Annotated in this window: 26 protein-coding genes and 2 pseudogenes; 16 read left to right on the forward strand and 12 right to left on the reverse strand. The window is 70.2% G+C overall.

The window, feature by feature from the left end:
• Positions 1 to 826, reverse strand: a pseudogene (locus GUY59_RS30660) (hypothetical protein); the annotation flags it as partial.
• Between the two features lie 101 nt (positions 827 to 927).
• Between GUY59_RS30660 and GUY59_RS30665 the strand changes: the two are divergent.
• The 3 genes from GUY59_RS30665 to GUY59_RS30675 are packed head-to-tail and all read left to right on the forward strand — an operon-like array spanning position 928 to position 3,264.
• Positions 928 to 1,545 (forward strand): DedA family protein, encoded by a 618-nt coding sequence (locus GUY59_RS30665; RefSeq protein WP_165959600.1) that lies wholly within the window; start codon positions 928 to 930, stop codon positions 1,543 to 1,545.
• Positions 1,529 to 2,629, forward strand: coding sequence for a sensor histidine kinase (locus tag GUY59_RS30670; RefSeq protein ID WP_138204321.1), 1,101 nt, complete (start codon positions 1,529 to 1,531; stop codon positions 2,627 to 2,629). The genes GUY59_RS30665 and GUY59_RS30670 overlap by 17 nt, the downstream gene beginning before the upstream one ends.
• On the forward strand, positions 2,620 to 3,264 hold the full coding sequence (locus GUY59_RS30675) for a LuxR C-terminal-related transcriptional regulator (protein WP_138204323.1): 645 nt from the start codon (positions 2,620 to 2,622) through the stop codon (positions 3,262 to 3,264). Before GUY59_RS30670 ends, GUY59_RS30675 begins: the two co-directional genes overlap by 10 nt.
• 31 nt (positions 3,265 to 3,295) lie before the next feature.
• Here the strand turns inward: GUY59_RS30675 and GUY59_RS30680 are convergent, their stop codons facing one another.
• On the reverse strand, positions 3,296 to 4,198 hold the full coding sequence (locus GUY59_RS30680) for an LLM class flavin-dependent oxidoreductase (protein WP_138204325.1): 903 nt from the start codon (positions 4,196 to 4,198) through the stop codon (positions 3,296 to 3,298).
• A 115-nt stretch (positions 4,199 to 4,313) separates the two neighbouring features.
• Between GUY59_RS30680 and GUY59_RS30685 the strand changes: the two genes are divergently transcribed.
• Both GUY59_RS30685 and GUY59_RS30690 read left to right on the forward strand, forming a co-directional pair.
• On the forward strand, positions 4,314 to 4,664 hold the full coding sequence (locus GUY59_RS30685; RefSeq protein WP_138204327.1) for an ArsR/SmtB family transcription factor: 351 nt from the start codon (positions 4,314 to 4,316) through the stop codon (positions 4,662 to 4,664).
• Entirely contained in the window at positions 4,664 to 4,930 is a 267-nt protein-coding gene (locus tag GUY59_RS30690) for a hypothetical protein (RefSeq protein ID WP_201761538.1), read from the forward strand. Before GUY59_RS30685 ends, GUY59_RS30690 begins: the two co-directional genes overlap by 1 nt.
• Before the next feature lie 34 nt (positions 4,931 to 4,964).
• On the opposite strand, the gene GUY59_RS30695 is transcribed toward GUY59_RS30690, so the two are convergent.
• From GUY59_RS30695 to GUY59_RS50170, 4 genes are all read right to left on the reverse strand, one after another.
• Positions 4,965 to 5,393: an SRPBCC family protein gene (locus GUY59_RS30695; protein WP_138204329.1), complete on the reverse strand. Its 429-nt coding sequence runs from the start codon at positions 5,391 to 5,393 to the stop codon at positions 4,965 to 4,967.
• Between the two features lie 102 nt (positions 5,394 to 5,495).
• Positions 5,496 to 6,095: a TetR/AcrR family transcriptional regulator gene (locus tag GUY59_RS30700; protein WP_252375100.1), complete on the reverse strand. Its 600-nt coding sequence runs from the start codon at positions 6,093 to 6,095 to the stop codon at positions 5,496 to 5,498.
• Positions 6,096 to 6,625: 530 nt separating this feature from the next.
• A complete protein-coding gene (locus GUY59_RS50915) occupies positions 6,626 to 7,060 on the reverse strand; it encodes a Tn3 family transposase (protein ID WP_138204331.1) in 435 nt (144 codons plus the stop codon).
• Complete coding sequence (locus tag GUY59_RS50170) at positions 7,057 to 7,290, reverse strand: transposase (protein WP_138204333.1); 234 nt, start codon at positions 7,288 to 7,290, stop codon at positions 7,057 to 7,059. Before GUY59_RS50170 ends, GUY59_RS50915 begins: the two co-directional genes overlap by 4 nt.
• Positions 7,291 to 7,561: 271 nt before the next feature.
• Here GUY59_RS50170 and GUY59_RS30715 point away from each other — a divergent pair, with 271 nt between their 5' ends.
• Positions 7,562 to 8,938 carry an erythromycin esterase family protein gene (locus GUY59_RS30715; RefSeq protein WP_138204335.1) on the forward strand — a complete coding sequence of 459 codons (1,377 nt, stop codon included), beginning with the start codon at positions 7,562 to 7,564 and terminating at the stop codon, positions 8,936 to 8,938.
• Between the two features lie 496 nt (positions 8,939 to 9,434).
• Here GUY59_RS30715 and GUY59_RS30720 read toward each other — a convergent pair whose 3' ends face one another.
• On the reverse strand, positions 9,435 to 9,932 hold the full coding sequence (locus GUY59_RS30720) for an FBP domain-containing protein (protein ID WP_138204337.1): 498 nt from the start codon (positions 9,930 to 9,932) through the stop codon (positions 9,435 to 9,437).
• 64 nt (positions 9,933 to 9,996) lie between these two features.
• On the opposite strand from GUY59_RS30720, the gene GUY59_RS30725 reads away from it, so the two are divergent.
• The 4 genes from GUY59_RS30725 (at position 9,997) to GUY59_RS30740 (ending at position 12,844) form a co-directional block, all read left to right on the forward strand.
• Positions 9,997 to 10,572 (forward strand): TetR/AcrR family transcriptional regulator, encoded by a 576-nt coding sequence (locus GUY59_RS30725; RefSeq protein WP_138204339.1) that lies wholly within the window; start codon positions 9,997 to 9,999, stop codon positions 10,570 to 10,572.
• 38 nt (positions 10,573 to 10,610) lie between these two features.
• Positions 10,611 to 11,096 carry a hypothetical protein gene (locus GUY59_RS30730; RefSeq protein WP_138204341.1) on the forward strand — a complete coding sequence of 162 codons (486 nt, stop codon included), beginning with the start codon at positions 10,611 to 10,613 and terminating at the stop codon, positions 11,094 to 11,096.
• A 590-nt stretch (positions 11,097 to 11,686) separates the two neighbouring features.
• Positions 11,687 to 12,163 carry a hypothetical protein gene (locus GUY59_RS30735; protein ID WP_138204343.1) on the forward strand — a complete coding sequence of 159 codons (477 nt, stop codon included), beginning with the start codon at positions 11,687 to 11,689 and terminating at the stop codon, positions 12,161 to 12,163.
• Between the two features lie 225 nt (positions 12,164 to 12,388).
• Positions 12,389 to 12,844, forward strand: coding sequence for a transposase (locus GUY59_RS30740; protein ID WP_138204345.1), 456 nt, complete (start codon positions 12,389 to 12,391; stop codon positions 12,842 to 12,844).
• Here GUY59_RS30740 and GUY59_RS30745 read toward each other — a convergent pair.
• The gene (locus tag GUY59_RS30745; RefSeq protein ID WP_201761539.1) at positions 12,777 to 13,718 is read right to left on the reverse strand and encodes a sigma-70 family RNA polymerase sigma factor; all 942 of its coding nucleotides are present in this window, start codon (positions 13,716 to 13,718) and stop codon (positions 12,777 to 12,779) included. The genes GUY59_RS30740 and GUY59_RS30745 overlap by 68 nt on opposite strands.
• Positions 13,719 to 13,922: 204 nt before the next feature.
• A complete protein-coding gene (locus tag GUY59_RS30750) occupies positions 13,923 to 15,254 on the reverse strand; it encodes a serine hydrolase domain-containing protein (protein ID WP_138204347.1) in 1,332 nt (443 codons plus the stop codon).
• Positions 15,255 to 15,734: 480 nt separating this feature from the next.
• Here GUY59_RS30750 and GUY59_RS30755 point away from each other — a divergent pair, with 480 nt between their 5' ends.
• Positions 15,735 to 16,283, forward strand: a complete 549-nt coding sequence (locus GUY59_RS30755) for a hypothetical protein (protein WP_138204349.1) — start codon at positions 15,735 to 15,737, stop codon at positions 16,281 to 16,283.
• 128 nt (positions 16,284 to 16,411) lie between these two features.
• Here the strand turns inward: GUY59_RS30755 and GUY59_RS30760 are convergent, their stop codons facing one another.
• Entirely contained in the window at positions 16,412 to 16,822 is a 411-nt protein-coding gene (locus GUY59_RS30760) for a hypothetical protein (RefSeq protein ID WP_138204351.1), read from the reverse strand.
• Between the two features lie 606 nt (positions 16,823 to 17,428).
• On the opposite strand from GUY59_RS30760, the gene GUY59_RS30765 reads away from it, so the two are divergent.
• Positions 17,429 to 18,298, forward strand: coding sequence for an MBL fold metallo-hydrolase (locus GUY59_RS30765; protein WP_138204353.1), 870 nt, complete (start codon positions 17,429 to 17,431; stop codon positions 18,296 to 18,298).
• 374 nt (positions 18,299 to 18,672) lie between these two features.
• Here GUY59_RS30765 and GUY59_RS30770 read toward each other — a convergent pair.
• Positions 18,673 to 19,086: pseudogene (locus GUY59_RS30770) on the reverse strand (siderophore-interacting protein); the annotation flags it as partial.
• Positions 19,087 to 19,317: 231 nt separating this feature from the next.
• On the opposite strand from GUY59_RS30770, the gene recD2 reads away from it, so the two are divergent.
• From recD2 to GUY59_RS30790, 4 genes are all read left to right on the forward strand, one after another.
• Positions 19,318 to 21,495 carry an SF1B family DNA helicase RecD2 gene (gene recD2 / locus GUY59_RS30775; protein ID WP_138204355.1) on the forward strand — a complete coding sequence of 726 codons (2,178 nt, stop codon included), beginning with the start codon at positions 19,318 to 19,320 and terminating at the stop codon, positions 21,493 to 21,495.
• Between the two features lie 128 nt (positions 21,496 to 21,623).
• The gene (locus tag GUY59_RS30780) at positions 21,624 to 22,814 is read left to right on the forward strand and encodes a L,D-transpeptidase (RefSeq protein WP_138204357.1); all 1,191 of its coding nucleotides are present in this window, start codon (positions 21,624 to 21,626) and stop codon (positions 22,812 to 22,814) included.
• Between the two features lie 5 nt (positions 22,815 to 22,819).
• Positions 22,820 to 23,314 carry a GNAT family N-acetyltransferase gene (locus GUY59_RS30785; protein WP_138204359.1) on the forward strand — a complete coding sequence of 165 codons (495 nt, stop codon included), beginning with the start codon at positions 22,820 to 22,822 and terminating at the stop codon, positions 23,312 to 23,314.
• A 31-nt stretch (positions 23,315 to 23,345) separates the two neighbouring features.
• Positions 23,346 to 24,125 carry a nucleotidyltransferase family protein gene (locus tag GUY59_RS30790; protein ID WP_138204361.1) on the forward strand — a complete coding sequence of 260 codons (780 nt, stop codon included), beginning with the start codon at positions 23,346 to 23,348 and terminating at the stop codon, positions 24,123 to 24,125.
• Between the two features lie 454 nt (positions 24,126 to 24,579).
• On the opposite strand, the gene GUY59_RS30795 is transcribed toward GUY59_RS30790, so the two are convergent.
• Entirely contained in the window at positions 24,580 to 25,308 is a 729-nt protein-coding gene (locus tag GUY59_RS30795; RefSeq protein WP_138204363.1) for a mitomycin antibiotics/polyketide fumonisin biosynthesis protein, read from the reverse strand.
• Positions 25,309 to 25,351 lie beyond the last annotated feature (43 nt).

Here is a 25,351-nt window from a genome sequence, read left to right on the forward strand (position 1 = left end):
CCTGCCCGCAGCCCTGCCCGCCGCCCTGCCCGCCGCTGTGCCTTCCATTGTGCCCGCCGCCCTGCCACAGGGCGGCGGCGTCGACGACGAGCGAGGGGTCGGCCAGGCTGTGCACCTGCACGACGGCGCGGAACTCGGCGGCGAGGCCCCCCGCCGAGTTCCCGCCCAGGTGGTCGGCCTCCAGCCGCAGCGACAGGCGCACGCCGGCGTCGAGTCCCGCCGACACCTCCTCGGCCCATCCGCGCAGGTGCGGCACCTTGACGGGTTTCATGGCGGCGTAGGCGGCGGTGCCGGTGGCCCTGACGGCGCCGGGGGAGCGGGGCATGGTGTCGGCGACGGCGTCCAGGAAGGCGCGCACGAGCGGCTCGGCGTCGGGCAGCCTGATCCCGTCGTCCTGCGGGGCCGGGTTTGCCAGGGGCACGGCGCGGGCAGTGGCGGGCATGGCATCGGCCAGATCGCGTACGCGCTGGACGTCGGCGGCGTCCAGCGGCCCCGCGCGCCAGGAGTCGTGCTCGCCCACCGTCACCCCGGGCAGCACGCGCCCCCGGGTGACGAGCTGGAGCGCCACGAGGGCCACCGCGCCCCAGAATCGTGTGGCAGGGTGGACGCCGGGGCCGGTGCGGGCCCGGGCCAGCGCGGCTACCGCTTCGTTCACCGGCACGACGGTCGCCGCGACCTGCTGGGTGCGCACCTTGCCGCCGTTCTGCTCGGCCACCGTCATGGTGGACTCACCGTCCGGATCGAGAAAGGCGACCACTCCCGACCTGGGGGGATCGCCGGGTTGGAAGACTGCCGCGTGTCGTACCAGATCCGTCAAGGAGCTCACGGCCGTACAGTGTACGGTACACCGGAGGTGTGGTTTACCACAGTCCGGGACGGCCACCTGCCGCATTACCGTCGTGCCCGATCGTCCCTAGCGTGGCTCCCATGACTGACTGGGTCGTTGGACTGATGGAGAGCCTCGGGGCCCCCGGGGCCGGGCTCGCGATCGCGCTGGAGAACATCTTCCCGCCGCTGCCGAGCGAAGTGATCCTGCCGCTGTCGGGGTTCACCGCCAGCAAGGGCGAGCTGGGGCTGTTCGAGGTGCTGCTGTGCACGACGCTCGGCTCGGTGCTGGGGGCGCTGGCGCTCTACTGGGTGGGCGCGGCGCTGGGCCGCGAACGCACCCTCGCGCTGGCCGCCAGGCTTCCCCTGGTCAAGACCTCCGACATCGAGAAGACCGAGGCCTGGTTCGATCGCCACGGCCGCAAGACCGTCTTCTTCGGCCGGATGATCCCCGTCTTCCGCAGCCTCATCTCCATCCCCGCGGGCGTGGAGCGTATGCCGTTGCCGACGTTCACGCTGCTGACCACGGCCGGCAGCCTCATCTGGAACACGATCTTCGTGATGGCCGGCTATCTCCTGGGCCGGCACTACGCGGTGGTGGAGACGTACGTGGGCGCCGGCAGCTACGTGGTGATCGGCCTGGTCGTGCTGGCGATCGTGGTCTTCGTCGGGGTCCGGCTGGCCGAACGCCGCAAGGGCAGGCATGCGTCTGGCCGTTGAGGGGCTGCGGCTGCTCGGCGCGGTGACGCTCGGTGCGCTGACGGCGCTGTGCGAGCTGGTGTTCCTGCTGGTGACGCTGCCGTTCCAGGCCAACCCCAACGTCGTGGCCTCCGCGCGGCGCCTGGCCCGGCTGGAGGCGCGCCGGCTGCGCCTGGACGCCGCCGGCCTCACCGCGCTCACGGGCGGCGACCTGCGGGCCTCTCTCTACCTCGCCGCGCGCGTCCCCCTCGGGCTGCTGGGCGGGATGGTGATCACCCTGCTGGTGTACGGCGCGGGCGCGGCGGTGCTCATCGTCGTGCTGTGGGGGCAGGGCCTGCCGTTCGACGGCATGCTTCCCTCGCTGCCCCTGGCGGCCTACGCGTTCGTGGCCGGGTGCGTGCTGCTGTTCCTCGACCTGTCGGGCGTGGTGGGGGTGCACGCGCTGGAGCGCATGCTGATCGTGCGGATGCTGGGCCCCGACCGTACCCAGGCGCTGGAGCGCAGGATCGCCGAGCTGGCCGAGAGCCGGGCGGGCATCGTGGCCGCCGTCGACTCCGAGCGGCGCAGGATCGAGCGTGACCTGCACGACGGCCTGCAGCAGCGGCTGGTGGCGTTGTCCATGCTGATCGGGCGTTCGAAGCGGAACCGGCCCGAGCTGCTGGAGCAGGCGCACCAGGAGGCGCAGGAGGCGCTGGCGGAGCTGCGCGAGGTGGCCTGGCGCGTCTATCCCAGCGGCCTGGACTCCCTCGGCCTGGACGAGGCGCTGGCGGGCGTGGCCGAACGGTCCGACGTACCGGTCAAGGTGACGTGCCAGCTGCGGCGGCGCCCGCCCATGGCGGTGGAGACGGCGGCCTACTTCCTGGTCAGCGAGGCGGTGACCAACGCCGCCAAGCACGCCGCCGCCTCGCTCATCACGGTCGAGGTGCACGAGGAGGACGATCAGGTGGTCGTGCGGGTGCGCGACGACGGCTGCGGCGGCGCCAGGGCGGCGGGCGGCGGCCTGTCCGGGCTGGCCCGGCGGGTGGCGGCGCTGGACGGCACGTTCGAGCTGACCAGCCCGCCGGGCGGGCCGACGTCGATCACGGCGGTGCTGCCGTGCGGGTGATCCTCGCCGAGGACTCCACGCTGCTGCGCGAGGGCCTGGTCCGGCTGCTGGTGGACGAGGGCCACGAGGTCCCGGTGGCGGTGGACGACGCCGAGTCGCTGGTGTCGGCGGTGGCGGCGTACGAGCCGGACATCGCGGTGGTGGACGTGCGCATGCCGCCGACCCACACCGACGAGGGGCTGCGGGCCGCGCTGGAGATCAGGGCGCGCTGGCCGGCGGTCAGGGTGCTGGTGTTGTCGCAGTACGTCGAGAAGCGGTACGCCGCCGAGCTGATGAGCGCGGACGTCGAAGGTGTCGGCTATCTGCTGAAGGACCGGGTGGCGCAGGTCGGCGACTTCCTGGACGCACTGGAGCGGGTGGGGGCCGGGGGAGCGGCGTTCGACCCGGAGGTGGTGCGCCAGCTGCTGGCCCGCACCACCCAGGTGGATCCCCTGGCCCGGCTCACCGCGCGCGAGCGTGAGGTGCTGGAGCGGATGGCGCAGGGGCTGACCAACGCCTCGATCGCGCAGGCACTGCACGTGTCGCAGAGCGCCGTGGAGAAGCACGTGAACTCGCTGTTCGACAAGCTGGGCCTGTCGCACACCACCGGCTACAGCCGCCGGGTGCTGGCGGTGCTGCACTTCCTGGAGTCGTGACAACACGGCCGGCGTTGCGCAGGAGGCGGCTCTACTGGGGCAGGTGCGTCCTGATCTCGCCGACCAGCTCGATCTGGCCCAGGAAGTCGCGCCCGTCGAGCGCGAACCCGATCTCGTCCACTCCGGCTTCGGCGAAGGCCGACACCCGTTCGGCCGCCTCGGCCGGTGAGCCGGAGATGCCGGCCTGGCGTGCCTCGTCGGCGGAGAGCTGGAAGAATTCCGCCAGCTGCGCCTCCATGGCCTGCCGCGCCTCGCGGTCCGCGCCAAGAACGGTGTGCACGCCCAGCAGCACGCGCGGCATCGGCCTGCCGTACTCCTCGGCGAGTTCGCGCAACCTCGCCAGCGCCGTCCGGATTCCCGCCGGTGTCAGCGCCGAGGCCAGCCATCCGTCGGCGAGGCGTGCCACCCGCCGCAACGCCGTTCCGCTCGTACCTGAGCCGACGAACAGGGGTGGCACCGGAGCGGCGGGGGCCAGGGTGAGGCTCACCCCGTTGGCGACGGTGGTGTCTCTACCCGCGATCAGGCCGGGCAACGCCCGCAGCGCCTCATCGGTCATGCGGCCCCGTCCGGTGCGCGGCGCGCCGAGCGCGGCCCAGAACGGCGAGCCGGGGAATCCGCCGATTCCCACTCCCAGCCGCACCCTGCCCCGCGAAAGGTGCTGCAGCGTCTGCACCTGGGCCGCCATCATGGCCACCGGCCGCGTGGGAACCGACAGCACGCCGAAGTCGAGGCTCACCCGCTCCGTCACGGCGGCGGCGGTGGCCAGGGCGACGACGCTTTCCAGCGCCGTCGTCCCGTCTCCGACGAGCACGTCCGGGGCACTGACCGCATCGGCTCCGACGGTCTCGGCCAGCCGCGCCGCCCGCGCCACGCCCCCCGGCCCCAACGTCTCGATCTCCTGCATGGTCGGTAGCCCGACCCCGAACTTCACCATGACACCACGATTCATCAACCGTGGCCGAGGTCAAGCGCCGCCCTCACGAGTTGATCGCGAAACGGCATAGCACTACGGTTACACCTGTAACGAAGTGTTTACAGGATGGGATGTCATGACGGCGGCCGAGCCGACCGGCGACGAACTGGTGGAGATGCTGGCCGCGCTGGCCAGCCCGCTGCGGCTGCGTATCGTCGCCACCTTGGCCGGCGGACGCGACTACGTCAGCCATCTCGCCCGCGAGATCGGCGTGAGCCGCCCGCTGCTGCACATGCACCTGCGCCGGCTGGAGGCGGCCGGCCTGGTCACCGGCACTCTCGAGCTGTCGGACGACGGCAAGGCCATGAAGTACTACGAGGTCACCGGGTTCGACCTGCGCCTGACGGCGCCCGCGCTGGCCGAGGCGGCCAAGACCCTCACCAGGCCGGACCCGGAGCAGGGTCCAGGATCCAAGGAGCACTCCTGATGGACATGTCGTGGCCCGTGGCGATCCTGCTCATCGCCGTGCTGCTCGTGGCCGGGTTCCTCATCGCCGTGGTCGTCGTGGGCCTGTTCGACGCGCGCAAGACGAGGGCCGCCGCCGACCAGGCCGACGACCTGCGCCGGCTCGTGCGCCGCTTCGAGCAGCTGGCCGAGACCACGCTGGACGCCCAGCAGCGGACGGCCGCCGACCTGGCGGAGCTACGGGCCCGTACGGCGTCGATCGAGCAGATCTTACGGACCGTCGAGTAGGCGGCATCGAGTAGGCGGCGTCGAGTAGCGGGGATCAGCCCGTACGGCGCAGCAGCGCGCCCAGCCGGCGCAGGGAGTGGCGGGCGAGCGCGTGGACGAGGGGGCGGGCCAGCGGCCACAGGGCCCGGCCCAGCGGCCCGAACGGCAGGCGCAGTTCCTCGGCCCAGATGACCCGGCTGCCGCAGTCGTGCGGCCGTACCCGGATCGCGCCGCGGCCGCGCACCACGCGCCCGGTGTGGTCCATGACCACCAGTGCGGGCGGGTCCCAGCGGGTGATCGTCATCGTGTCCAGGAAGCCGAACGGCCACATGCCCGTGTAGGCCTCGACGGCGTGCTCGCCTGCCTGGCGGGCGGTGGTCATGAACATCCACTCCCGGTGCCTGGGCCAGTCGGTGATCAGCGCGAACACCCGTTCCGGCGGTGCGGGCACATGGACGGCGACGGCCGCGTACACGGGTTTCATCCGGTTCCTGCCCTCCGGGCGTGTGTTCTTCCCGTTCGGACCCTACCCACCCCTGCCCGCGGCTCGCGGGCCGGAGGGCGTCGCCGCCGGTCACGACCGGCGTTAGCTCCCCTTGTCAGGCAGGGAGTCCAGCCAGGCGCTGAGCCGCCGGCCTTCGCGGACCATGACGTCGGGCTCGCGCAGCGCGTTGGCCAGCAGCGACATGCCCTGGTAGGCGCCGACCAGCGTCAGGGCATGATCCTCGGGGCCGGGCAGCCCGAGCTCGCGGAACTGGCGTTCTGTCCAGTCGAGCAGCAGCCGGATGACCTTGCCGGTCTCCTCGCCGAGGCCGCCCTCGCCGCGCTTGCCGAGTTCGGCGGCGAGGGTGCCGGTGGGGCAGCCGCAGCGGGCGGCGAGATCACGCTCGCCCACCCACGCCTCGACCAGGCCCTTGAGCCGCCGCCTGGGGTCGGGGAGGAGGTCGAGCCGGGCGGTGAGGGTCTCCAGCCCGTGGGCGTGCTCGCTCAGGGCGGCCGCGACAAGATCGTCCTTGGTCTTGAAGTAATAGTAGACGTTGCCCACGGGGACGTCGGCGGCGCGGGCGATGTCGGCGATGGTGGTGCGCTCGACGCCCTGCTCGTGCACGATCCGGGCGGCGGCGGCCGTCAGCCGCTGCCGTTTGGCGGTCGCCGTCCTGGCCCGCATGCCCTTCGAGTGAGCCACCTCACTCACTATAGGGGGAACCGAATGCGCAAAAGGAGGCCGCGGTCGGGCGTAATCGCTGGTCGTGGCAGGGTCTGCATCCGTGTGGATCGCACACCTTACCCACGGTTCAAGCCGCTTGGCCGGTCCCGCCCTCCCGATGATCAACGGGGTGGGGTGGGCGGCGGCCATGACATCGCGCACGGCCTGGCTGATCCGGTCGGCCACTTGGGAGTCGCCATCGTCTGGCTGCCGGGCGTCCAGCCAGACGATGGCGACTCCCAAGTGGGCCTCGCTGTAGTCCCGGGAAATCTCCAACGGATGTGCCTGACCTGCGGCGATACCGAGAGCCTGGACGACAGTCACGAGGCGTCGACGTTGGGATCATGGATGATGACGAGCCGAGGTTCGGCTACGGCCAAGGACGGCGGCTGTGGAGCGAGCGCGATCGCGATGCCGAGCGAGTCCCGGACGCACCCCGCTGTTCACCGGCACGACGCCGCGCACGCACTTCGCCGCGTGCAGAGTGCGGCGCAACATGCCCCACTCCTTCAAAGCGGCAGCCAGGGTGTCTGCCGGGAGGCGGCCGACCACTTGCCCGCCACCGGGGAGGCGGTGGCCTGGCCGTACTTCAGCGACCCGGCCATGCGCAGCAGGTCGGGCCAGCACTCGGTGATCAGGTCTTCGTTCCAGCGCGCGCTCAGCAGCGGCCCGGCGTGCGGATAGCGCTTGACCGTCTCCGTGGGCGTCTCGATCAACGCCCCCTCCGTCTTGGACCTGGCCCGCGACTCCCGAGCGGACAAGGCCTGGTCGAACAGCATCACCACCTCGTCGACTTGATCGATCGCCGATTGGGTGACCACTGCCAGCAAGATCGGATAGAGGCGCTGTGGCTTGCGGCGTTCCGGCGCCTGGTTGGTCGAGCGGCGGGCCACCGGAGCCAGAAAGCGGCGCCGCTCAGTGCCCGTGTACAAACTGATCGTCACGTCGGTTCGGGAGACCCGGATGCGAGTCGTCGTCCCATGGGGATGATCAGGGCCCACAGGACCATGGCCTCGTGATGCTCGGATAACCGTTCATAGTCCCGCACGCATCGCCTGCGCTGGGAGATCCACGACAGCGTGCGCTCCACCACCCACCTGCGGGGCAGGACCACGAAGCCGCTGACATCGTCGTCGCGCTTGACGATCTCCAAGGTGAGCCGGACACGAGACATCCCCACCAGACCTCAGACCACCAGCTCAGAGGCTCCCTGGAGCGGATCCACACCCAACGGGCCGAAGCGATAGCGGTGCCAGTGCCGGTCGGCCACGCGTGCGGCGACCTCGGCCCTCGGATAGCGGGCGGTATACGACAGGAGAAGTACGGCGAGGGACGCTACCGGGTGGATTCGGCGATGAGCCGGCGGGGGCAGGATCGGGGTCAACAGCCCGAGGTCGGCCGACCTCAGAGGGCAGCACCACTCACCTGTCACCAGGAGTCCTGCCATGCTCGCACCTCGCGTGCCCCGTCGTTCCGCCGCTCTGTCCGCCGCCGTCCTGGCCGTGACCCTGGCGAGTGGCTGTGCCGGCGCCCAGGCCAGCCAGTCCGCCCAGGCCAATCCCATGACGACCTGGATCGGCGACAACGCCGAACCCTTGAAGCGAACCGACGCCAGCGGATCGGTCGCCGATCTGGCCTCGCTGCGACCGATCGTCAAGGACGCGAAGGTCGTCGCCCTGGGCGAGCCGTCGCACGGCACGCATGAGCAGCTCACCGTCCGGCACAGGGCCATCCGGTACCTGGTGGAGGAGCTGGGATTCCGGACAGTGGCCTGGGAGGAGAGTTGGGGCAGTGGCGTGGCCATCGACCGCTACGTCGTCACCGGCAAGGGCGACGCGCGCGAGGTCGTCTCCCAGATGGGGTTCCAGTGGCGAAGCGAGGCCATGCTCGGCCTGGTGCGCTGGATCCGCGAGTTCAACCGGGACCGCGCCGACGACGACAAGGTCCGCTTCCTCGGCGCCGACGTCATGGAAGTGCGGGCCATCCCCTTCGACGAGGTACGGCGATACGTCAAGGACGTCGCGCCCGGCCGCCTGAAGGAGTTGGACCGCGACCTGCGCCCGATCCGCTACCGCGGCACGCTGGAGGCCCACTTCGGCTGGTATTTCAAGCAGTCCCCCAAACAGCAGCGGGAGCTGGTGCGGCACGCCCGCGCGGTCAAGGAACTCGTGGACGGTCTACCGGCGGGCATGTCGCGGATCGACCTTGACGACGCCGTCCAGCACGCCACCACGATCCTGGGATTCTACGAGTCCTACGCCGAACAGATCGCCGAGGCCCCTGAACCGGTACGCGACCAGTACATCGCCGACCTCATCGACGGGTGGCAGCGCCGCACCGGTCACCGGATCGTCTACAACGCGGCCAACGTCCACACCACCGCAGCTCCCCGGGTCACCTGGCAGTTCCCGCCCGACCCCAGCGCTCTGCGGAACAAGGTCATGGCCGGCGGTCATCTCCGCAAGCGATACGGCCGCTCGTACATCTCGATCGGGACTGTCTCCCACCGCGGGAAGATTCTCGGCGGCTGGGAGCTGGGACCGCCCTCGGTCTTCACCGTCCCGCCGCCCGGCCGCGCGATGATCGACCACATCCTTGGGACGGCCAAGCATCCCAACTACCTGCTCGACCTGCGGGCGAAAGCGCCCGCACAGGTGCGCAAATGGCTGGCCGCCCCCGCCACGATGCGTATCATCGGCTCGGCCTACGACGCGAAGAAGGACGCCGACTACATGATGCGGATCGACTCGATGGGCGGCGGCTTCGACGCGATCCTGCACCTCGGCAGGACGACGCCCACTCGCCTGCTCAAGGAGGGCTAAGGTTGTCAGGGTGCCGTTGGTCCGCTCGACGATCCATCGTTTCGGCTGGGGCACCCATTCCTGGTCGGCAAGGTTGCGCTGGACGATCTCGACGTCGATCCCGAGGGTAGCGCCATGGTCGGCGACGCTGTTCTTGAAGCCCTGGTCGACCAGGGCTTTGGCCACCGTTCCGGAGGTCTGCGCGGCGACCCGGTCCAGCAGGGCCATCCCCGCGACGTTGTCGTGCCGAGGCGGGCCAGCGTAATCACCGCGATGACCGGGCCGAACACGTCCACTGCCAGGCCTTTTCGGCCGGGCTCCTTCTTGGTCGCGTCCAGGCCCGTCGTCGTGGCCGCCAGCCGCCAGCGGGGACCCCGGCCGCCGCGCGGACCCCCTGGACGCCCGCACTCACGAACTGACGTGTAGTCACCATTCAACCACCGCAGGAGTTCCAGCGCGTGTGGACCGCCGCCCTCGCGCGGAAGCCGGAAGGGACCGCTGACGGCGGCCGCCTGGCCTACGCGGCCACCTTCGCGATGAAGGCGGTCAGGTTGTCCCGCGTGCGAGCCACCCGCTCCTGCACCGTCAGGGTCTCCTCGAAGTCGCCCCCCGCCGTCTGCTTCCGGCCCCGTGTATAGAGGGAACAGTCCAGGTCGGAGCAGAGATAGCGGCCCACGGTGTTGCCCAGCCGCCCCGCCTCCCCGGTGCGCCGCGCGCTCATCAGCGCCACCCCGCCCCCGGTGCGGATGGTCAGGCACAACGAGCACATGCTGCGCGAGGCGAAGCCCCGCGCCGTCCCCCGAACCGCCCGCAACGCGATCCCCACCAGGCGGCCGTCCTCGCGCTCGGCCACCATGTAGCCGCGGTCGGGTGCCCCGGGATCGCGCCAGCCGAGGAAGTCGAGGTCCTGCCATGGTTGCTCGGCGAGGTCCGCCGGCAGGCTCAGCCGCTTGGCCTCGCCTTTGGAACAGTTCACGAACGAGTTGCGGATGTCGCCTTCTGTCACCGGTCTCATGTGCCGTACGCTAGTCAGCCTAATATAATTAGGCAAAACATTAATTGGTTTAGCGGAGGTCGTCATGGCACGCGCGGGCATCACCGCCGAACGGCTCGCTCGCGCGGCGGCCGAGGTGGCCGACGAGCTCGGCTTCGACCACGTGACCGGCTCCGCGGTGGCGCGCCGCCTCGGCGTGAAGGAGCCCAGCCTGTACGCCCACATACGCAACGCCCGCGAGCTGAAAGTACGGGTGGCGCTGCTGGCCCTGCAGGAGATGGCCGACCAGACCGCCGCCGCGATCGCCGGCCGCGCCGGCAAGGACGCCCTGACCGCCTTGGCCGGCGTCTACCGCGACTACGCCAGAACCCACCCCGGCCGCTACGCCGCCTCCCGCCACGAACTCGATCCCGAAACCGCCGCCGACAGTGCCGGCCCCCGCCACGCCGAGATGCTGCGCGCCCTGCTGCGCGGCTACGACCTGCCCGAACCCTGCCAGACCGACGCCGTACGCTTCCTCGGCGGAGCCATCCACGGATACGTCAGCCTTGAAGCGGCCGGCTCCTTCAGCCACACCCCGCGCGACACCGACGCCTCCTGGGTCTGGACACTGGACACCCTCGACCTTGCCCTGCGAGCCCGCTCAGCCAACCCCGCCTGACGGTCGCCCCGACACATTGATAGTGATCAACTATGCTCGTGAACGATGAGCTGATCTTGCATGCCGTAGATCTTGAAAAGGCTGATTTCTCTGGAGTGCGTCCTCGCTATCTCGATATCGGTGTAGGAAGTACACTAACGCGTTGCGATTTCAGTGGGATCCGGCCCGCAGGTCCACCCACGTTCGGTAGCGGGGCGGAGCCGACGACCTACGTGGAGTGCACCTTCGACCGTATGCCCATCGAAGGTGGAGGTGCGGGTAGGGCAAGCTTCCTGCGCTGCTCATTTCTCGGCGTAGTGATCAAGGATTACCGTTTTGCCGACTCGCAGTTCACTGACTGTCGTTTCAGCGGCGATCTGGCTGCGGTCATATTTTCAGCACGCCCCAGTCTCGGTTTTGCACTGAGAGAGCGCAACGCGTTCAGGGGAAATGACTTCTCTGTTGCACAACTGCGTGATGTGGATTTCCGACAGGGTGTGGATCTCCACTGGCAGCGCCTTCTCCAGGGGCGAAGTACATTGTAGTCCCATTCGCCGAACGTGTCCTGTCGAAAGCGTGGCGTACTGTCTCGGCGCGAAGTGATGAGGCTGTGACAGAGTAATCCACGAACGACCGCTTCCTTTTGGCGTGCAGGGTCTTCTTGGCGAGGCCGAGCGCGTCGACCGGCTTTCTGATTGACTTCCTGTGCATCGGGCCAGCATTCCCGAATGGGTGGAAATGCGGGAAGAATTCGGATTTGTGATATAGCGCGGCCCCAGCGGCCTACGCCCGAAGTCGCGCGAACTGAGTGTGAGGACCTCGATCCGGTAGCCGCGACCTGCCCGACGTCGTCGCCCGGTCACGAGCCCGCTGACGGCCACACTTCGAGGGAGCGGCGCAGCTCGCAGAGGATTCAGCCGCGTAACACCCGGCCCGGCCTGCTGTAATAGCCCCTTGTTCAGATCTTCGCGTCGCCAGGTCGCGTGTCGTTGCTCTATGCGCGCTGTGAGGTTCAGGAAGTTCACCGAAAAGCCAGCGGAAGATTTCTTCGTCACCGAAGTATGCCTGGTCTATCGATCACGTGGTTCATACCTTTCTGGTGTCGGATCCTGCATATATCCAGGCGAGGGGACGCATGAAAGCCTACGCAGAAGATTCAGGCCAACCACAGAGATGGAGCTTCTACCGCCCAGGGCGCAGGAGGCGAACTGAGGTAGCGGTACGAACGGCAGAGGAAGCGCGTAAGCAGAGCGAACGGCTCTCAGCCGAGATCACGGAACGGCTGGATGGGCTGAGAGCCGCCGTAGACGAGAGGCTCGACCGGCTATCGGCGGACGTCGCCCAGCTCAAGCAGTCTCGCCCGACGCCGGCGCCGACCGAGGAAGAGGAGCTTGGACGCCTCCTCGTCGCAATCATGGACGAGGGCCATTACGCCATCTGGTTTCATACGAAGATCGCTCAGTTCGTCACCGGGGAGACCGTTCAAGGAGCGCGTCTAGCCGCCAGGACAGTTCTCGGAGCCAGCCGGGAGAAGCCACTGCCGGAATGGGCGGTCAGGGCATTCGCCCAGCTGGCAGAGGATCCGTTGCATGCGTCTCAACCGCCAACCTGATGAGGTCGGCCCAATGCTGACCCGCGCGGGACGAGGCGTGACAGTGGTGTCGCTCCTGCCAGCGCTGGTTGCCATTGCTGCAGGTGCCGCGCTGGCGGCGCTGGCGGGCGAGGTCGCCGTGGAGCGGGCCGGCAGCGCAGCGATCACCCAGAACGAAGCCGGCTTGCCCGAGATGGTCAAGCGCCGCGCGATGCCACGCCGTCGGCTGTGGCTGACGGAGGCGCCATGGACGTCGGTCATGCTCCGCCGAGGATCCACGAAAGCGTGGCCGTCACCCTGGGCCTGCTGCTGGTCGTCATCGTCACCGCCGCCAGCGTACAAGACCGCGACGGTGCCAAGCCCGCGCTGGAACGCCTGCGCGACTGGTACGAGCGGATCAAGCTGGTCCGGGCCGGCAGCGCCTACGCCGGAAAGCTCGTGACCTGGGCCAGAAAGCACGTCCGGCTCGCCTTGGAGATCGTCAAGCGCGGCGACGATGTCAGCGGCTTCGTGGTCCTGCCCGGGCCACCGCCACAGGCGAGCCTGTACTGGCTGCAAGGACGTGCCCCGCTGGGACGGACCCGCCGTCCTGGCCGGTCACCGCGCCGCCGGGCAGATCCTCATCGTCGACCCCCTACGACAAGGAGCCGCCCGGAGTCGGGCTGTTCGGCGACGACCCCGCCGACGGGCAGGCCGTGCTGACCCCGCCCACCGGACCTGCCATCTTGATCACCGCGCTCGCCCCGAACACGCTGCGGCTACGCCACCGCCTCGACGCAGCTGGTGCTTTCGGCTGCTGGCAGAACCCGGATGTTGGGCTCTGCGTAGACCGTCCGCCGACGATCAGGCAGCCAGATCGACCTCGGTGATGTCGACCTCCGCCAGGAGCGGATCGAACGGCCCGGGCCTTCGGCACGCGTACGGCGTCCCCGCCGCCGGAGCAGGAGACGACGTCCTCCGCGAGGATCGCCTCGAGCACGGCAATCTCCCCTGACCGGGCGGCCGCCACGAACGCGGTCAGCAGCCGCCGCTGCTCGGAGACGGTGACGCTCGCCCGCCTCTTCGCGGCTAGGTGCTTGCGGGCGCGGCTGACCAGCTGGCGCACGTTCGCAGGGGTGTGCCCGATGATCTCGGCGATCCGCTCGTAGGAGTGGTCGAACGCCTCGCGCAGCACGTACGACGCGCGTTCGGTGGGCGTGAGCCGCTCCAGCAGCATCAGCACCGCACTCTCCAGGGCCTCGGCGCGTTCGGCGCTCAGAGCCGGGTCGGCGCTGGGGTCGGCGGGCTCGGGCAGCCACGGCCCGGCGTAGGTCTCGTGGCGCGCCCGCGCCGAGCGCAGCACGTTGATCGCCAGCCGGGTGGTCGTGGTGGCGAGGAACGCCTCGGCGTTGCGCACGGCGCGCCGCTCGCTCGTCTGCCACCGGATCCACACCTCCTGGAGCAAGTCGTCGGCCTCGCTCACGCTGCCCAGCATGCGGTACGCGATCCCGAACAGGCGTCCGCGCACCGCCTGGAACACCCGCTCGGCCTCCGGCAGGCCGCCGGGGTCGGCCACCAGGTCGTTGTTCGACTGCATCGTCTGCCGGTCCTCGCTGCTCGACGGGCTGTACGGCCGAGGAGACCTCACGCGCCGGCGCGGCGATCTCCACGGGAACCGGGGGGATCGTTGTCCGCTTCCTCTGCCCAGAAGCGGGCGAAACATGGTCGGCCGTGCGGCGGAGGACCGGGCGGCGGCCCGGGAGACCGTCCGGGCGGGGTGGTCACCCGGGCCGGTAGGGGGTCAGGCGTGCCAGGCGCTCACGCCGCCCGGCACGGGCGCTCCCGGGTCGTAGGGGTCGCGGGTGAAGATGAAGGTGTTGAGGTCGAGATGGTCGGGCGCGACCCGCAGCGTCTCCCCGGCGTAGTAGCCGTCCAGGCCCAGCCAGGTCCCGTCGTCCTGCGGCACGAACCTGGAGGCGCGCCCGCCGCCGCCGACCGGTTCGAGCGACAGGCCGCGCTCGGGCAGCAGCCGCAACGCGTACGGTTTCGGCCCCCAGTGCCACAGCCCGGTCAGTGCCAGCAGGTGCGGGTCGGCGGCGACCGGGCGCCATTCGTCGGGCAGGCGCGGTTCGTACTCCTCCAAGATGTCCAGCAGGTCGGTCGCCAGCCTGCCGCTGAGCCCGGAGGTGGTGTTGGCCATGAACAGCACCCCCGCGCCGTCGGCGGGGTCGGCCCACACAGTGGCCAGGAAGCCGGGCATCGACCCGGTGTGGCCGGCCAGGCGGCGGCCGCCTGGCCTGGACAGTTGCAGGCCGAGCCCGAACCCGGCGGTCCAGGTGTCGCCGTCGTCGACGCCGGCCGGCTCGCGCATCTCGGCGAGGGTGTCCTCGCACAGGACGCCGCCGGTCTCGCCGGTGAGGAAGGCCGCCCAGCGGGCCAGGTCGTGCGGGGTCGACCACAGTTGCCCGGCGGGGCTCATGGCGTCGGCGTCGTGCTCGGGTTCGGCCAGCACCACGTCGGCCCACGGGTGCACGGCGTAGCCGGTGGCGTGGGGAACGCGGGGCCGGGCGGTGGTGTCGTGCATGCCGAGCGGGTCGAGCACCTCGCCGCGTACCGCCTTGAGCCACGTGGTGCCGCGCAGGCGCGCCACGAGCTCGCCGAGCAGCGCGAAGCCGACGTTGGAGTAGTGGAAGCGCCGGCCTGGCCGGTGCTTGAGCTCTGCGGGACCGAGCCGGGCCAGCAGTTCGGCGGCGGGAACGCCGGGGGTGCGCTCCCACCAGTCGGTGGGCGGTTCGGCGGTCAGCCCGGCGGTGTGGGACAGCAGCTGGGCGATGGTCAGGTGCCCGAGCGGCGCGCCGGGCAGATGCTCTCGCAGCGGGTCGGTCAGCGCGAGCACGCCCTCGTCGCGCAGGCGCATGACGACGACGGCGACCATGCTCTTGGTGATCGATCCGAGCCGGTACTGGGTGGCGGGGGTCGGCGCCGCGCCGTCGACGCGGCCGCGCCCGCCGAACCACGCCGTCGCGCCGTCGCGCACGATCGCGGCCGTCAGCGACGGCACCCTGCATTCGGCCTGTTCGACGGCGAGCCTGCGCAGCAGCGCACGTGCCGTCCTGTGTCCCACCTGCGTCATGGGCGACAAGATTAGCCGCCGCGCGGGCCGGGTCGGGCCCTTTCCGCCGGTCGCTGGTCAGCCCTCCGGGCGGCGGCCGTCGAAGCCGTGCACATCTCGTGTACAGCCCCAATCACCCGCCGGCATGCGACGGGAGCTCGTGGCCGGAATCTCTCGACGGCACCGACGATTCTCTACCGATGGGACGCTGTCCGCGCAGGTAGGGTGTGCAGCAGACCGAAGGTCTGGTCCCCCGTTGTTGAGTCTGATCTTGCGTTCTCATGCTTCTCGGTGGTTTCAGGCTGATGGCCGGCGACCAGCAGATCGTCCTGTCGAGCAGATCGGAGCGGCTGCTGTGATACCTGGACGGCGACGGGCGGCGGTTGCTGCGCGTGGACGCGAGCGGCCTCGGGTTGTGCCCTGAGGTCGGGGTGGACGTCGACGGGGCCAGGTCGCTGGCGCGGCGTCTGCTGGACCCGCTGGATCCGCCGCGAGACGCGGATGGGTGTCCTGCGCCTGGAGTACCTGGGCAACGCGCGGATCGCGTCACCGTGGTCGGCGGTCCTCATGGCTGATGTGTCTGGGACGCCGGATCGGCTGCTCGTCAAGGTCACTGAGGGGGCGATGTGGTGGAGCCTCGACGACCGCGCCCGCGAACTCATCGGCGATGTCGACATGGTGGCCTGGACTCAGGAAGGCGGCGGCCGCAAGGTCCGATCGGGTTGCGTGCGGCGGCTGCTTGCGGAATTCGAGCCGCTCGACCGGCCGGAGTTCCGGCGCTTGCCGGACCGGTCAGCGTGGAAGGGTGTGGGCCGTGCTGGCATGGATCAGTCGCTCAGCGCATATGTGGGCTCCGTAATGGTGAACTCCTCACTGAGGGTGGCGAAGTTGTCCGAGAAGGGCCGGCCGCCCTGGGAAGCGGCCGGGTCCGGGCATGCGAGCGTGGTGGCTTGGGCGAGGGGGGCGGCCGCAAGCGCACCACTGACGATGAGGGCGGTGGCGGAGATGGCGAGGATAGGCTGGGGAACTCTCATGTGGCTTCCTTCCTGATGCGAACATCTCGCACCCAGAGTAGTCGAGTAATCGCAAGCAGTGAAGGCGGGGTTTCAGCGAGTGTTTCCGTTGCTGGCACGCAAAAGGCCGCCACCCTCGCGCGGTGGCGGCCTTTTGCGGCCTCTTCACAGGTCAGGCGTCAGCATGCCGCCGCCGACGGTCGATCTGGTGGGATTCAGGTGCCGGGCGTGCGTCGGTGGAGCGGGATGCCGCGCTTGAGCAGCCACGCCTTGAGCGCGGTTTCTACGATGTCCTGCGGGCCGGCGGCGATGTTCAGGCAGGCGACGGTGAGCCGGTCGTCTGTTTATGCCGAGGAATTCGAGGTAGTCGGTGAGGGCGGCTTCGACGATGCCACTGATGCCGAGGCCGGTCTCCTCGTTGGCGTGGGTGAGGCGTTCGTTGGTGTGATGGCTGACGCGGACGGCGAGGGTGGGTTTGTCCTGGCGGCTCTTCGTGCGCGCGCGAGATGCCGCTTGCTGTTCCGCTTGCTTGTCCAGGGCCTTGTGAGCGGTCGCGGCTTGGGTTGAGCGGGCCATGGCGGCGGCGTCTCCTTGGCGAGGTGGGCGTGATGTCGCCACTTACCTTCGCGAGCTTCGGTTCCTGCCGCAAGTGACGTTGCTTGCGGCTAGGCGTGGCGCAGGCTGGCGGGCGCATCGGCGCCGTGTGCCGTGCACGTGCAGGAACTCATCGGGCCGTGCCCGACGTGCGGCAAGCGGGCGCTGATCCGGACGGCGGGGGAGCGGTGCATCGAGTGCGACGCCCGCGGGGACGTCGGCGGGTGTGGCACGAAGGGCGTGTTCAGCGTCCCCGTAGCCGTGCTCGTCCCGGACGGGCCCATGCCGACAACCCGTCTATGATCGCGTTCCTGCCCGGCTGGGTGGACGCGATCACCCAGCCGCTGGTGCCGACCGCGCTGGCGGCTGTCGCCGCATGGCAGGCTCGTCGAACGTCCCGCAGAAACACCCGTCCCCACAGCCGCCTACATGATCCACAGGTCTTGACTATTGCTCCCTACTCGGCCGAGAGAAGTCGACCGACCAAGGACTGGGGCGCTGGGAAAGCACGTGCCGCGAGCACAGCACGTGCGGGAACCGGTGGTGGGGCGAGTCATCCGCGTGTAAGGCCATGGCAGGATCACGGCCATGTCCCTCAGCATTCCCGGCCTCCGGGTCGGCTCGACCGAGGTCCTCGCCCTCGCCGATGGCGAGGGCCCGTTCTTCTCCCCCCGCGCCGAGGCATTCCCCGACGCCACGGCCGCTCAGTGGGCCGAGGCCGATCTCTACGACCCGGCCGCGGTCGACGCTGAGGGCCGCTGGCGGCTCCAGTTCCGCGCGTACGCGATCCGCAGCGACAAGGGCCTCACCATCGTGGACGCCGGGATCGGTCCGGCGGACAGCCCTTCCGCCTCGTGGGCGCCCGTGCCCGGTACGCTCCCTGACTCGCTCACCGCCGCAGGCATCGACCCGGCCGAGGTCGACACCGTGGTGCTCACGCATCTGCACACCGACCACGTCGGATGGGCGGTCGTGACCGAGGCGGCCGTCCCATCAGCGGGCGGCGCCGTGGGCGGCACCGCTTCGACCGGCAGCGCGGCCAGCGACCGCCGTCCCTACTTCCCGAACGCCGATTATCTGCTCCAGCGGGCCGAGTTCGACGCCCTCGACGCGCTCAACCCGCAGCTGCGCGAGACCCTCACCGACCCGCTCGAGGCGGCCGGTCGGCTCCGGCTCCTCGACGGGGACACGCAGCTGCGCGCCGGACGCACGGTCGCTACGCCCGGTCACACACCCGGGCACCAGAGCGTGCTGGTCGGCGACGGGCGCGAGCTGGTGCTCGTCACCGGCGACCTCTTGGTGCACGCGCTCCAGGTGCTCCACCCCGGGATCGCCTACTCGCACGAGATCGACCCTGAGGCAGCCAGGTACACAAGGAAGCGCATGCTCGACCACGAACCCGCTACCACGCTACACCTGGCGACACCGCACCTGACGGAGCCGTTCATCTCGGCGTGATGGCAGTCCCAAGCCCTCTCATTCGACGCCGAGTGGTTCATGCAGGTGTGCTGGCCGGCCTCGCCTCGATGAGCACCGGCTTGAGCGGCGCTCATGACCGGGTGGCGGAGACTACGGGCATGCGCAGTGTCGCCGCTGTCGCGACGAGCAGGGCCAGGAGCAGGACGATCGCCATGAAGACCTGCCCGTGCAGGCCGAGGAGGAATCCAGGTCTCCTTGACGGTCAGTGCAGGCCCCGCTTGCCCGGGGCCCAGAACGGCTTGGTCTTGATCGAGGCCCGTGGCCAGTTGCGCTCGCGCACCAGGAAGTCGCGCCACCAGCTGGCAGGTTCTCGCCTCCCCGGCCACGTAGGCGGCTCCGGCGTTGCCCGGGAGGTCGAGTTCGGCCACGGCCGCGAGCAGCACCGGGGAGGCGGCGGCGGTGGCGCCGTGGCGGTGGACGCGGCGCAGCGGCGGCGTCCCGGCCATGGGCAGGTCGTGCTCGGGGGTCTCGCTCTCCAGGACGCCGTACACCTCGGTCGAGGCGTCCAACGCTCTGATCATCGGTCCGAAGGCGGCGCTGGCCGTCTCCTCTCCGATGAACACGTGATAGGCGGCCTCGCGGGTGAAGAAGCCACCTTGCGGCCACCAGAAGGCCACCCGGTTCCCGGGCCGTGCCGCCCGCGCCCACTGCAGTCCGATGCCGTCGCCGTCGTACAGGTGGACGCGCAGTTCGATCGCCGTCCTGGCAGGGTCGAGGTCCCAGATCGTGTAGGTGCGCAGCGTCTTCGGCGGGGGAGAGGGCGTCACGTTCGGCGCGGGCGCGGGCCAGGATCCGGCCTGCTGATGCGAGCGCTTTTGCTTGCATGATGGGTGGCGAGCAGGAGCTGGAGAGGGGAGTAGTGGTCACATGTTCGGCATAGTTCGCGAACTCCGTGGCTCAGAGAAGGTGCCGCGGTGCTGTTGATCTGCCCTAGTCTCGTCGGTGTGGGGAGGCCCGAGGGGAGCCGGGGTGGGAGCTCCGAAAATGTCGTTACTGATTTGAGCGCGGTACTTGAGCGCATCACCTATGCCGATGAGACCAGCGGCTACACGATCGCGCGGGTGGCGACCGAGCGTTCCGGCGCGGAACTGCTGACGGTCGTCGGCCCGCTGCTGGGCGCGCAGGTCGGGGAGTCCCTGCGGTTGCGGGGCCGCTGGACGTCGCATCCCCGCTACGGCCGCCAGTTCGAGGTGTGGTCCTACACGACGGTGTTGCCGGCCACCGTGCAGGGCATCCGGCGTTATCTCGGCTCCGGGCTGATCAAGGGCATCGGCCCGAAGATGGCCGAGCGGATCGTCGACCATTTCGGGCTCGACACGCTGGAGGTCATCGAGCAGGAGCCGGGGCGCCTGGCCGAGGTGCCGGGGCTGGGTCCCAAGCGGACGAGGATGATTGCGGCCGCCTGGGAGGAACAGAAGATCATCAAAGAGGTGATGATCTTCCTACAGGGGGTCGGGGTGTCCACCTCGATCGCGGTGCGCATCTTCAAACAGTACGGCGAGTCATCCATCGACATCGTCAGGACACAGCCGTACAAACTGGCCGACGACGTGTGGGGGATCGGCTTCAAGACGGCCGACACCATCGCGCAGGCGGTCGGCATCCCGCATGACAGCCCGGAGCGGGTCATGGCGGGGCTGCGCTACACGCTGTCGCAGGCCGCCGACGACGGCCACTGCTACCTGCCGGCCCCCAACCTGGTGGGGGACGCGGTGAAGATCCTGGAGGTGCCAGCCGACCTGGTGGCGGCGTGCCTGGAGGAGCTGGTGGCGGCCGAGGGGGTGGTACGCGAGCAGATCCCCGCGGGCGACAACGTGGTGCCGGCCGTCTACCTGCCGCCGTTCCACCGGGCCGAGCTGTCGCTGGCCTCGGGCCTGCTGGGATTGCTGCGCAACGGCCATGACCGGCTCAAGACGTTCGCCGACGTGGACTGGGAGCGGGCCGAGCAGTGGCTGCGCGGTCAGACGGGCGCCGAGCTGGCGCCCGAGCAGCGCCAGGCGGTGCGCCTGGCGCTGACGGAGAAGGTCGCGGTGCTGACCGGCGGGCCGGGCTGCGGCAAGAGCTTCACCGTACGCTCGATCGTGCTGCTGGCCAGGGCCAAGCGCGCCCGGGTGATCCTGGCGGCGCCGACTGGCCGGGCGGCCAAGCGGCTGGCGGAGCTGACCGGTCACGAGGCCACCACGGTGCACCGGCTGCTGCAGCTGCGGCCCGGTGGCGATGCGACCTTCGACCGCGACAACCCGCTGGACGCCGACCTCGTCGTGGTCGACGAGGCGTCCATGCTGGACCTGCTGCTGGCCAACAAGCTGGTCAAGGCGGTCGCCCCCGGCGCGCACCTGCTGTTCGTGGGCGACGTCGACCAGCTGCCGTCGGTCGGCGCCGGTGAGGTGCTCAAGGACCTGCTGGCCGCCGAGGAGGTGCCGCGGGTGCGGCTGACGCAGATCTTCCGCCAGGCGCAGGAGTCGGGCGTCGTGGTCAACGCCCACCGGGTCAACACCGGCCACCACCCCGTCCTGGAAGGCATGTCGGACTTCTTCCTGTTCCCGTGCGAGGAGCCGGAGGAGATCGCCGCGCTGACGGTCGACGTGGTCGCCCGCCGCATCCCGCGGCGCTTCCGTCTCGATCCGCGGCGCGACGTCCAGGTGCTGGCGCCGATGCACCGGGGCGCGGCCGGGGCGGGCGCGCTCAACCTCGCCCTGCAGGAGGCTCTGACGCCCGCCCGCGAGGGCATGCCGGAACGCCGTTACGGTGGCCGCGTCTTCCGCGTCGGCGACAAGGTCACTCAGCTGCGCAACAACTACGACAAGGGCGCCGCCGGGGTGTTCAACGGGACGGTGGGCCTCGTCACCGACATCCGTCCCGACGAGCACAAGCTGACCGTCCTGACCGACGAGGACGAGCCGGTCGAGTACGCCTTCGACGAGCTGGACGAGTTGGCCCACGCCTACGCGGTCTCCATCCACCGTTCGCAGGGCAGCGAATATCCCGCCGTCGTCATCCCGCTGGCGACCAGCGCCTGGATGATGTTGCAGCGCAATCTGCTCTACACCGCCATCACGCGCGCCAAGAAGCTCGTCGTGATCGTCGGCTCGCGCCGGGCTCTGGCCCAGGCGGTGCGCACCCGGGGGGCGGGACGCCGGCACACCGGTCTGACACACCGCCTTACACCGCGCTGACCTGCGTTGATCAACCGCGCAGAAGTGATTGAAATGTGACCGAACTCTCCTAAATCATTCGTCGTCTTACATGCAGGAGCATTATGGTTTTTGGGGTGCCTTTGGTGCCCTGATGGGAAAGGACTGTCTTGAACGCTGCGCCTGCTTGGAGGAAGCCCGCCACCGCGTTCGCGCTGCTCACCGCCGCGGCGCTGACGGCCTCATGCTCCGGCGGCGGCGCCTCGGGCACACCCGAGGCGCCCGAGGCCACCACGTCGGCCACCCCGCAGGCACCGACCATCAAGATCTCACCCGCCGAGGGCAGCACCAAGGTCAAACCGGAGAAGAAGATCACTGTCGTGGCGGCCGGCGGCGCCCTGGAGGACGTGATCGTCGAAGGCGACGACGAACCGGTCGAGGGCCGCTTCAACACCGACAGGACCCGGTGGGTCTCCAAGACGCCGCTGAAGCCGTCGACCGACTACACCGTCACCGCCAAGGCCGGCGTCACCTCCTCCACCAGCGCCTTCACCACCGCCAAGCCCGCGCGTGCACTGCAGGTCGTCGACGTCACCCCCAACACCAAGGGAGAGACCCTCGGCGTGGGCGCGCCCATCATCGTGACCTTCAACCAGTCCGTCGCCAACAAGGCCGCCGTCGAGCGCGCCCTGGAGGTGGAGGCGGAAAAGCCCGTCGACGGCGCGTGGCGCTGGGTGGCCGACAACAAGGTCATCTACCGCACCGCCAAATACTGGCCGGCCCACCAGAAGGTGAAGTTCCACGCCGACATCACCGGCGTCAAGGCCGGCAAGGGCCTCTACGGCGTCAAGGACTACACCGCCGACCTCAACATCGGCGCCAAGCGGATCAGCAAGGTCGACGTCGCCAAGCACATGATGTACGTCTACAAGGACGGCAAGCGCGTCAAGACCATGCGCATCAGCGCCGGCAAGGCCACCACCCGCGAGTACACCACCAGCTCCGGCGTGCACCTGACCATGGAACGCGCGAACCCGGTCCGCATGATCTCCCCGGGCCGCAAGAAAGGCGACCCCGAGTACTACGACGTCATGATCAACCACGCGGTGCGGATCTCGAACTCCGGCGAGTACGTCCACGCCAAGAACAACGTCTGGGCCCAGGGCAGGCAGAACGTCAGCCACGGCTGCATCAACGCCCGCCCCGACCAGGCGAAATGGTTCTACGACACCGTCCAGCGCGGGGACATCGTCGACGTCAAGGGCACCGACCGCGAGCTCGAATGGAACAACGGCTGGGGCTACTGGCAACTGTCGTTCTCCCAGTGGAAGAAGGGCAGCGCCCTGAAGGAGAAGACCTGACCTCCATGCACATCCGGAAGGGCGGCGACGTCCCGGCCGTGCTGGCCATGTTCGACAGCGCAGTGAACTGGCTGGTCTCGCAGGGCCGCACCGGCCAGTGGGGCAGCAGGCCGTTCACCGGCGACGCCAAACGCACCCGGCAGATCACGGGCTGGGCCGAGAACGGCGGCATGCGCATCGCCGAGGTCGGCGGCCGGCCCGCCGGCTGCCTGGTCGTCGGCGACCCCCACGACTACGTCAAGCCCGCGGACGAGAGCGAGCTGTACGTCCAGTGCCTGGTCATCGACCGCGCCTTCGCCGGCCACGGCGTGGGCAGGGCCCTGCTCGACCACGCCTACGAACTGGCCCGTGAGCGCGGCGTGAGCCTGCTGCGCGTCGACTGCTACGCCGGCGACGACGGCCGCCTGGTCGCCTACTACGAAGGCTGCGGCTTCACCCGTACGGCGCCCTTCACCGTGGGGGAGTGGCCGGGCATGCTCCTGCAGCGCCGCGTCACCTGAAACCCCTGCCCGCACCCCCTAGATTGCGGGCATGACTGTCGACGATCTCATCCCGTCCGCCGGCGCGTCGCCGCCCTCCTCCGCCCCGGTGACCCAGGCCGTGATCCTGGCCGGCGGGCAGGGCTCACGCCTGCGCCCCTACACCGACACCCGGCCCAAGCCGATGGTCGAGATCCCCGGCACCGGCCTGCCCATCATCGGCCACCAGCTGGAATGGCTGGCCGCTGAGGGCGTGACCGACGCCGTCGTGTCCTGCGGCTACCTGGCCGAGGTGGTGCTCGACTGGCTGGCCACGGCGAGCCTGCCGCTGAAGGTCGACCCGGTGGTGGAGACCGAGGCGCTCGGGCGCGGCGGCGGCCTGAAGTTCGCCGCCGCCACTCTGCCCCGCCCCGGCGAGCCCTGGTACGCCACCAACGGCGACATCTGGACCCGTTTCGGCCTGCGCGCCATGGCGGCCTTCCACCAGGAGCGCGACGCGCACGCCACGCTCGCCCTGGCGCGGCCCCGGCTGCCGTGGGGCACCGTCGAGGTCGACCGGTTCGGCAACGTCTCGGACTTCGTCGAGGCCCCGCCGTCGCCGTACCCGGTCAACGCCGGCGTCTACGTCTTCTCCGCCGCGTTCACCTCGATGCTCCCCGACCGGGGCGACCATGAGCGCAGCACGTTCCCCCAGCTGGCCCGCCGGCGCCGGCTGGCGGGCTACGAGCTGCCGCAAGGGGTGTACTGGCGCGCCATCGACACGGCCAAAGACCTGAACGAGGCCGCCGAGGAGCTGGCCGCCTTCCGCTCCGGCCGTGACACCCGGCGGTGACACCCCGGCGGTGACACCCCGGCGGTCCCTCTCCGCCGGGACGCCCGGCCTGTCACCCGGCCGAGGGGCCGGCTTACCCCTGCCGGTTCCGCGCGGGCCGAACCCGGTCAGGTCGTACGGGGCGAAGGCCCGCCGCACGGCCGGCGGGCCGATGGCGGCGAAAGCCACGGTGGCGGCCAGTCCGGGCACGCCAGGGCCCCCGGGGTTGACATCATCACGCCCCGCCGTCCCGGGCCGGCGGCGGGGACGCGGGAGACGGCGATGGCGATCGTCCGCCCGCCTCTCATCACCGACAAGTCGGCCGGCAGCACATCACGGCGATCTTCCTCAAGCTGGGGCTCACACCTTCCGACGACGACAACCGGTGGGTGAGAGCCGTCCTGGCCTACCTGCGGTCCGGCCCCCGCTGACCGTCGCGCCCGTTCCCGCGGGCGAGACGGTCACGAGGGGGTGGTCACGACCAGCCGACGGCCCTGCCCAGCGGGGACTCGTCGCCCGGGCTCAGCGGCCCGGCCAGGAACACCGGGGCCTGCGCCATGAACCGCGGCCGCTCACCCAGATGCTCCTGCGCGGCGTGGACCGTGAACGGATGCACCACGTACACATCTCCCGGCAGACCCGTGGCCAGCTCGACCGGCCGCTCGCGCCCCGTCGCGTCCAGCAGCGGCCCCAGCTCCATCGGGTCGTGCACCTGCTCGTCCAGCACCGCGGCCACGTCCCGCTGGCTGCCGGCGCGGATCCTGGTCGGCGCGTCATGCGGCCCCACCTCGGAGAACAGCACCAGCAGCAGCAGCGTCTGCGGCCGCCCGCTCACGCCGTAGCCGCCGTCGGGCAGCACCGTGTTGGCGTCGATGTGCCAGCCGCGGTCGTCGGCCGGCGCCACCCGCGGGAACCGCACCGGGATGTTGCCGGCGCTGCCACGCGGCACCCACCGGCCGTGCCCGGCCACCGCGTCCAGCGCGGCGCGCAGCCGCTCACTGCCCATGAACTGCCCGAACGGCCCCTCACCAGTCAGGTCGGCGGTCCACACCACCGGCTTGGTCCACCCCGAAGGGTCGTCGGGTGACAGGCCGATACGCTGCCACAGCAGTGTCCTGGCCGCGTCGCCCACCTCGCGCGGCACGACCGCCTCGACCTTGGCGAAGCCGTGCTCGACGAACGCCTCGCAATCGATGACCTCCATGGCGAGCACGCTAGCAGCGCCGTCCAGCTATTTACCGTCCCTG

This window comes from Nonomuraea sp. K271 (assembly GCF_009908215.1).
GTDB classification, from domain to species: domain Bacteria; phylum Actinomycetota; class Actinomycetes; order Streptosporangiales; family Streptosporangiaceae; genus Nonomuraea; species Nonomuraea longispora.

What these genes read in the sequence shown, in the direction of transcription:
- GUY59_RS30765 (WP_138204353.1), top strand. Translation starts at nt 17,429, where the DNA reads ATGTCCCTCAGCATTCCCGGCCTCCGGGTCGGCTCGACCGAGGTCCTC.
- GUY59_RS30755 (WP_138204349.1), top strand. Translation starts at nt 15,735, where the DNA reads ATGGGTGTCCTGCGCCTGGAGTACCTGGGCAACGCGCGGATCGCGTCA.
- GUY59_RS30680 (WP_138204325.1), bottom strand. Translation starts at nt 4,198, where the DNA reads ATGGTGAAGTTCGGGGTCGGGCTACCGACCATGCAGGAGATCGAGACG.
- GUY59_RS30740 (WP_138204345.1), top strand. Translation starts at nt 12,389, where the DNA reads ATGGACGTCGGTCATGCTCCGCCGAGGATCCACGAAAGCGTGGCCGTC.
- GUY59_RS30760 (WP_138204351.1), bottom strand. Translation starts at nt 16,822, where the DNA reads ATGGCCCGCTCAACCCAAGCCGCGACCGCTCACAAGGCCCTGGACAAG.
- GUY59_RS30670 (WP_138204321.1), top strand. Translation starts at nt 1,529, where the DNA reads ATGCGTCTGGCCGTTGAGGGGCTGCGGCTGCTCGGCGCGGTGACGCTC.
- GUY59_RS30745 (WP_201761539.1), bottom strand. Translation starts at nt 13,718, where the DNA reads ATGCAGTCGAACAACGACCTGGTGGCCGACCCCGGCGGCCTGCCGGAG.
- GUY59_RS30785 (WP_138204359.1), top strand. Translation starts at nt 22,820, where the DNA reads ATGCACATCCGGAAGGGCGGCGACGTCCCGGCCGTGCTGGCCATGTTC.
- GUY59_RS30715 (WP_138204335.1), top strand. Translation starts at nt 7,562, where the DNA reads ATGCTCGCACCTCGCGTGCCCCGTCGTTCCGCCGCTCTGTCCGCCGCC.
- GUY59_RS30790 (WP_138204361.1), top strand. Translation starts at nt 23,346, where the DNA reads ATGACTGTCGACGATCTCATCCCGTCCGCCGGCGCGTCGCCGCCCTCC.
- GUY59_RS30685 (WP_138204327.1), top strand. Translation starts at nt 4,314, where the DNA reads ATGACGGCGGCCGAGCCGACCGGCGACGAACTGGTGGAGATGCTGGCC.
- GUY59_RS30725 (WP_138204339.1), top strand. Translation starts at nt 9,997, where the DNA reads ATGGCACGCGCGGGCATCACCGCCGAACGGCTCGCTCGCGCGGCGGCC.
- GUY59_RS30735 (WP_138204343.1), top strand. Translation starts at nt 11,687, where the DNA reads ATGAAAGCCTACGCAGAAGATTCAGGCCAACCACAGAGATGGAGCTTC.
- GUY59_RS30720 (WP_138204337.1), bottom strand. Translation starts at nt 9,932, where the DNA reads ATGAGACCGGTGACAGAAGGCGACATCCGCAACTCGTTCGTGAACTGT.
- GUY59_RS30750 (WP_138204347.1), bottom strand. Translation starts at nt 15,254, where the DNA reads ATGACGCAGGTGGGACACAGGACGGCACGTGCGCTGCTGCGCAGGCTC.
- GUY59_RS30690 (WP_201761538.1), top strand. Translation starts at nt 4,664, where the DNA reads ATGGACATGTCGTGGCCCGTGGCGATCCTGCTCATCGCCGTGCTGCTC.
- GUY59_RS30695 (WP_138204329.1), bottom strand. Translation starts at nt 5,393, where the DNA reads ATGAAACCCGTGTACGCGGCCGTCGCCGTCCATGTGCCCGCACCGCCG.
- GUY59_RS50170 (WP_138204333.1), bottom strand. Translation starts at nt 7,290, where the DNA reads ATGTCTCGTGTCCGGCTCACCTTGGAGATCGTCAAGCGCGACGACGAT.
- GUY59_RS30665 (WP_165959600.1), top strand. Translation starts at nt 928, where the DNA reads ATGACTGACTGGGTCGTTGGACTGATGGAGAGCCTCGGGGCCCCCGGG.
- GUY59_RS30795 (WP_138204363.1), bottom strand. Translation starts at nt 25,308, where the DNA reads ATGGAGGTCATCGATTGCGAGGCGTTCGTCGAGCACGGCTTCGCCAAG.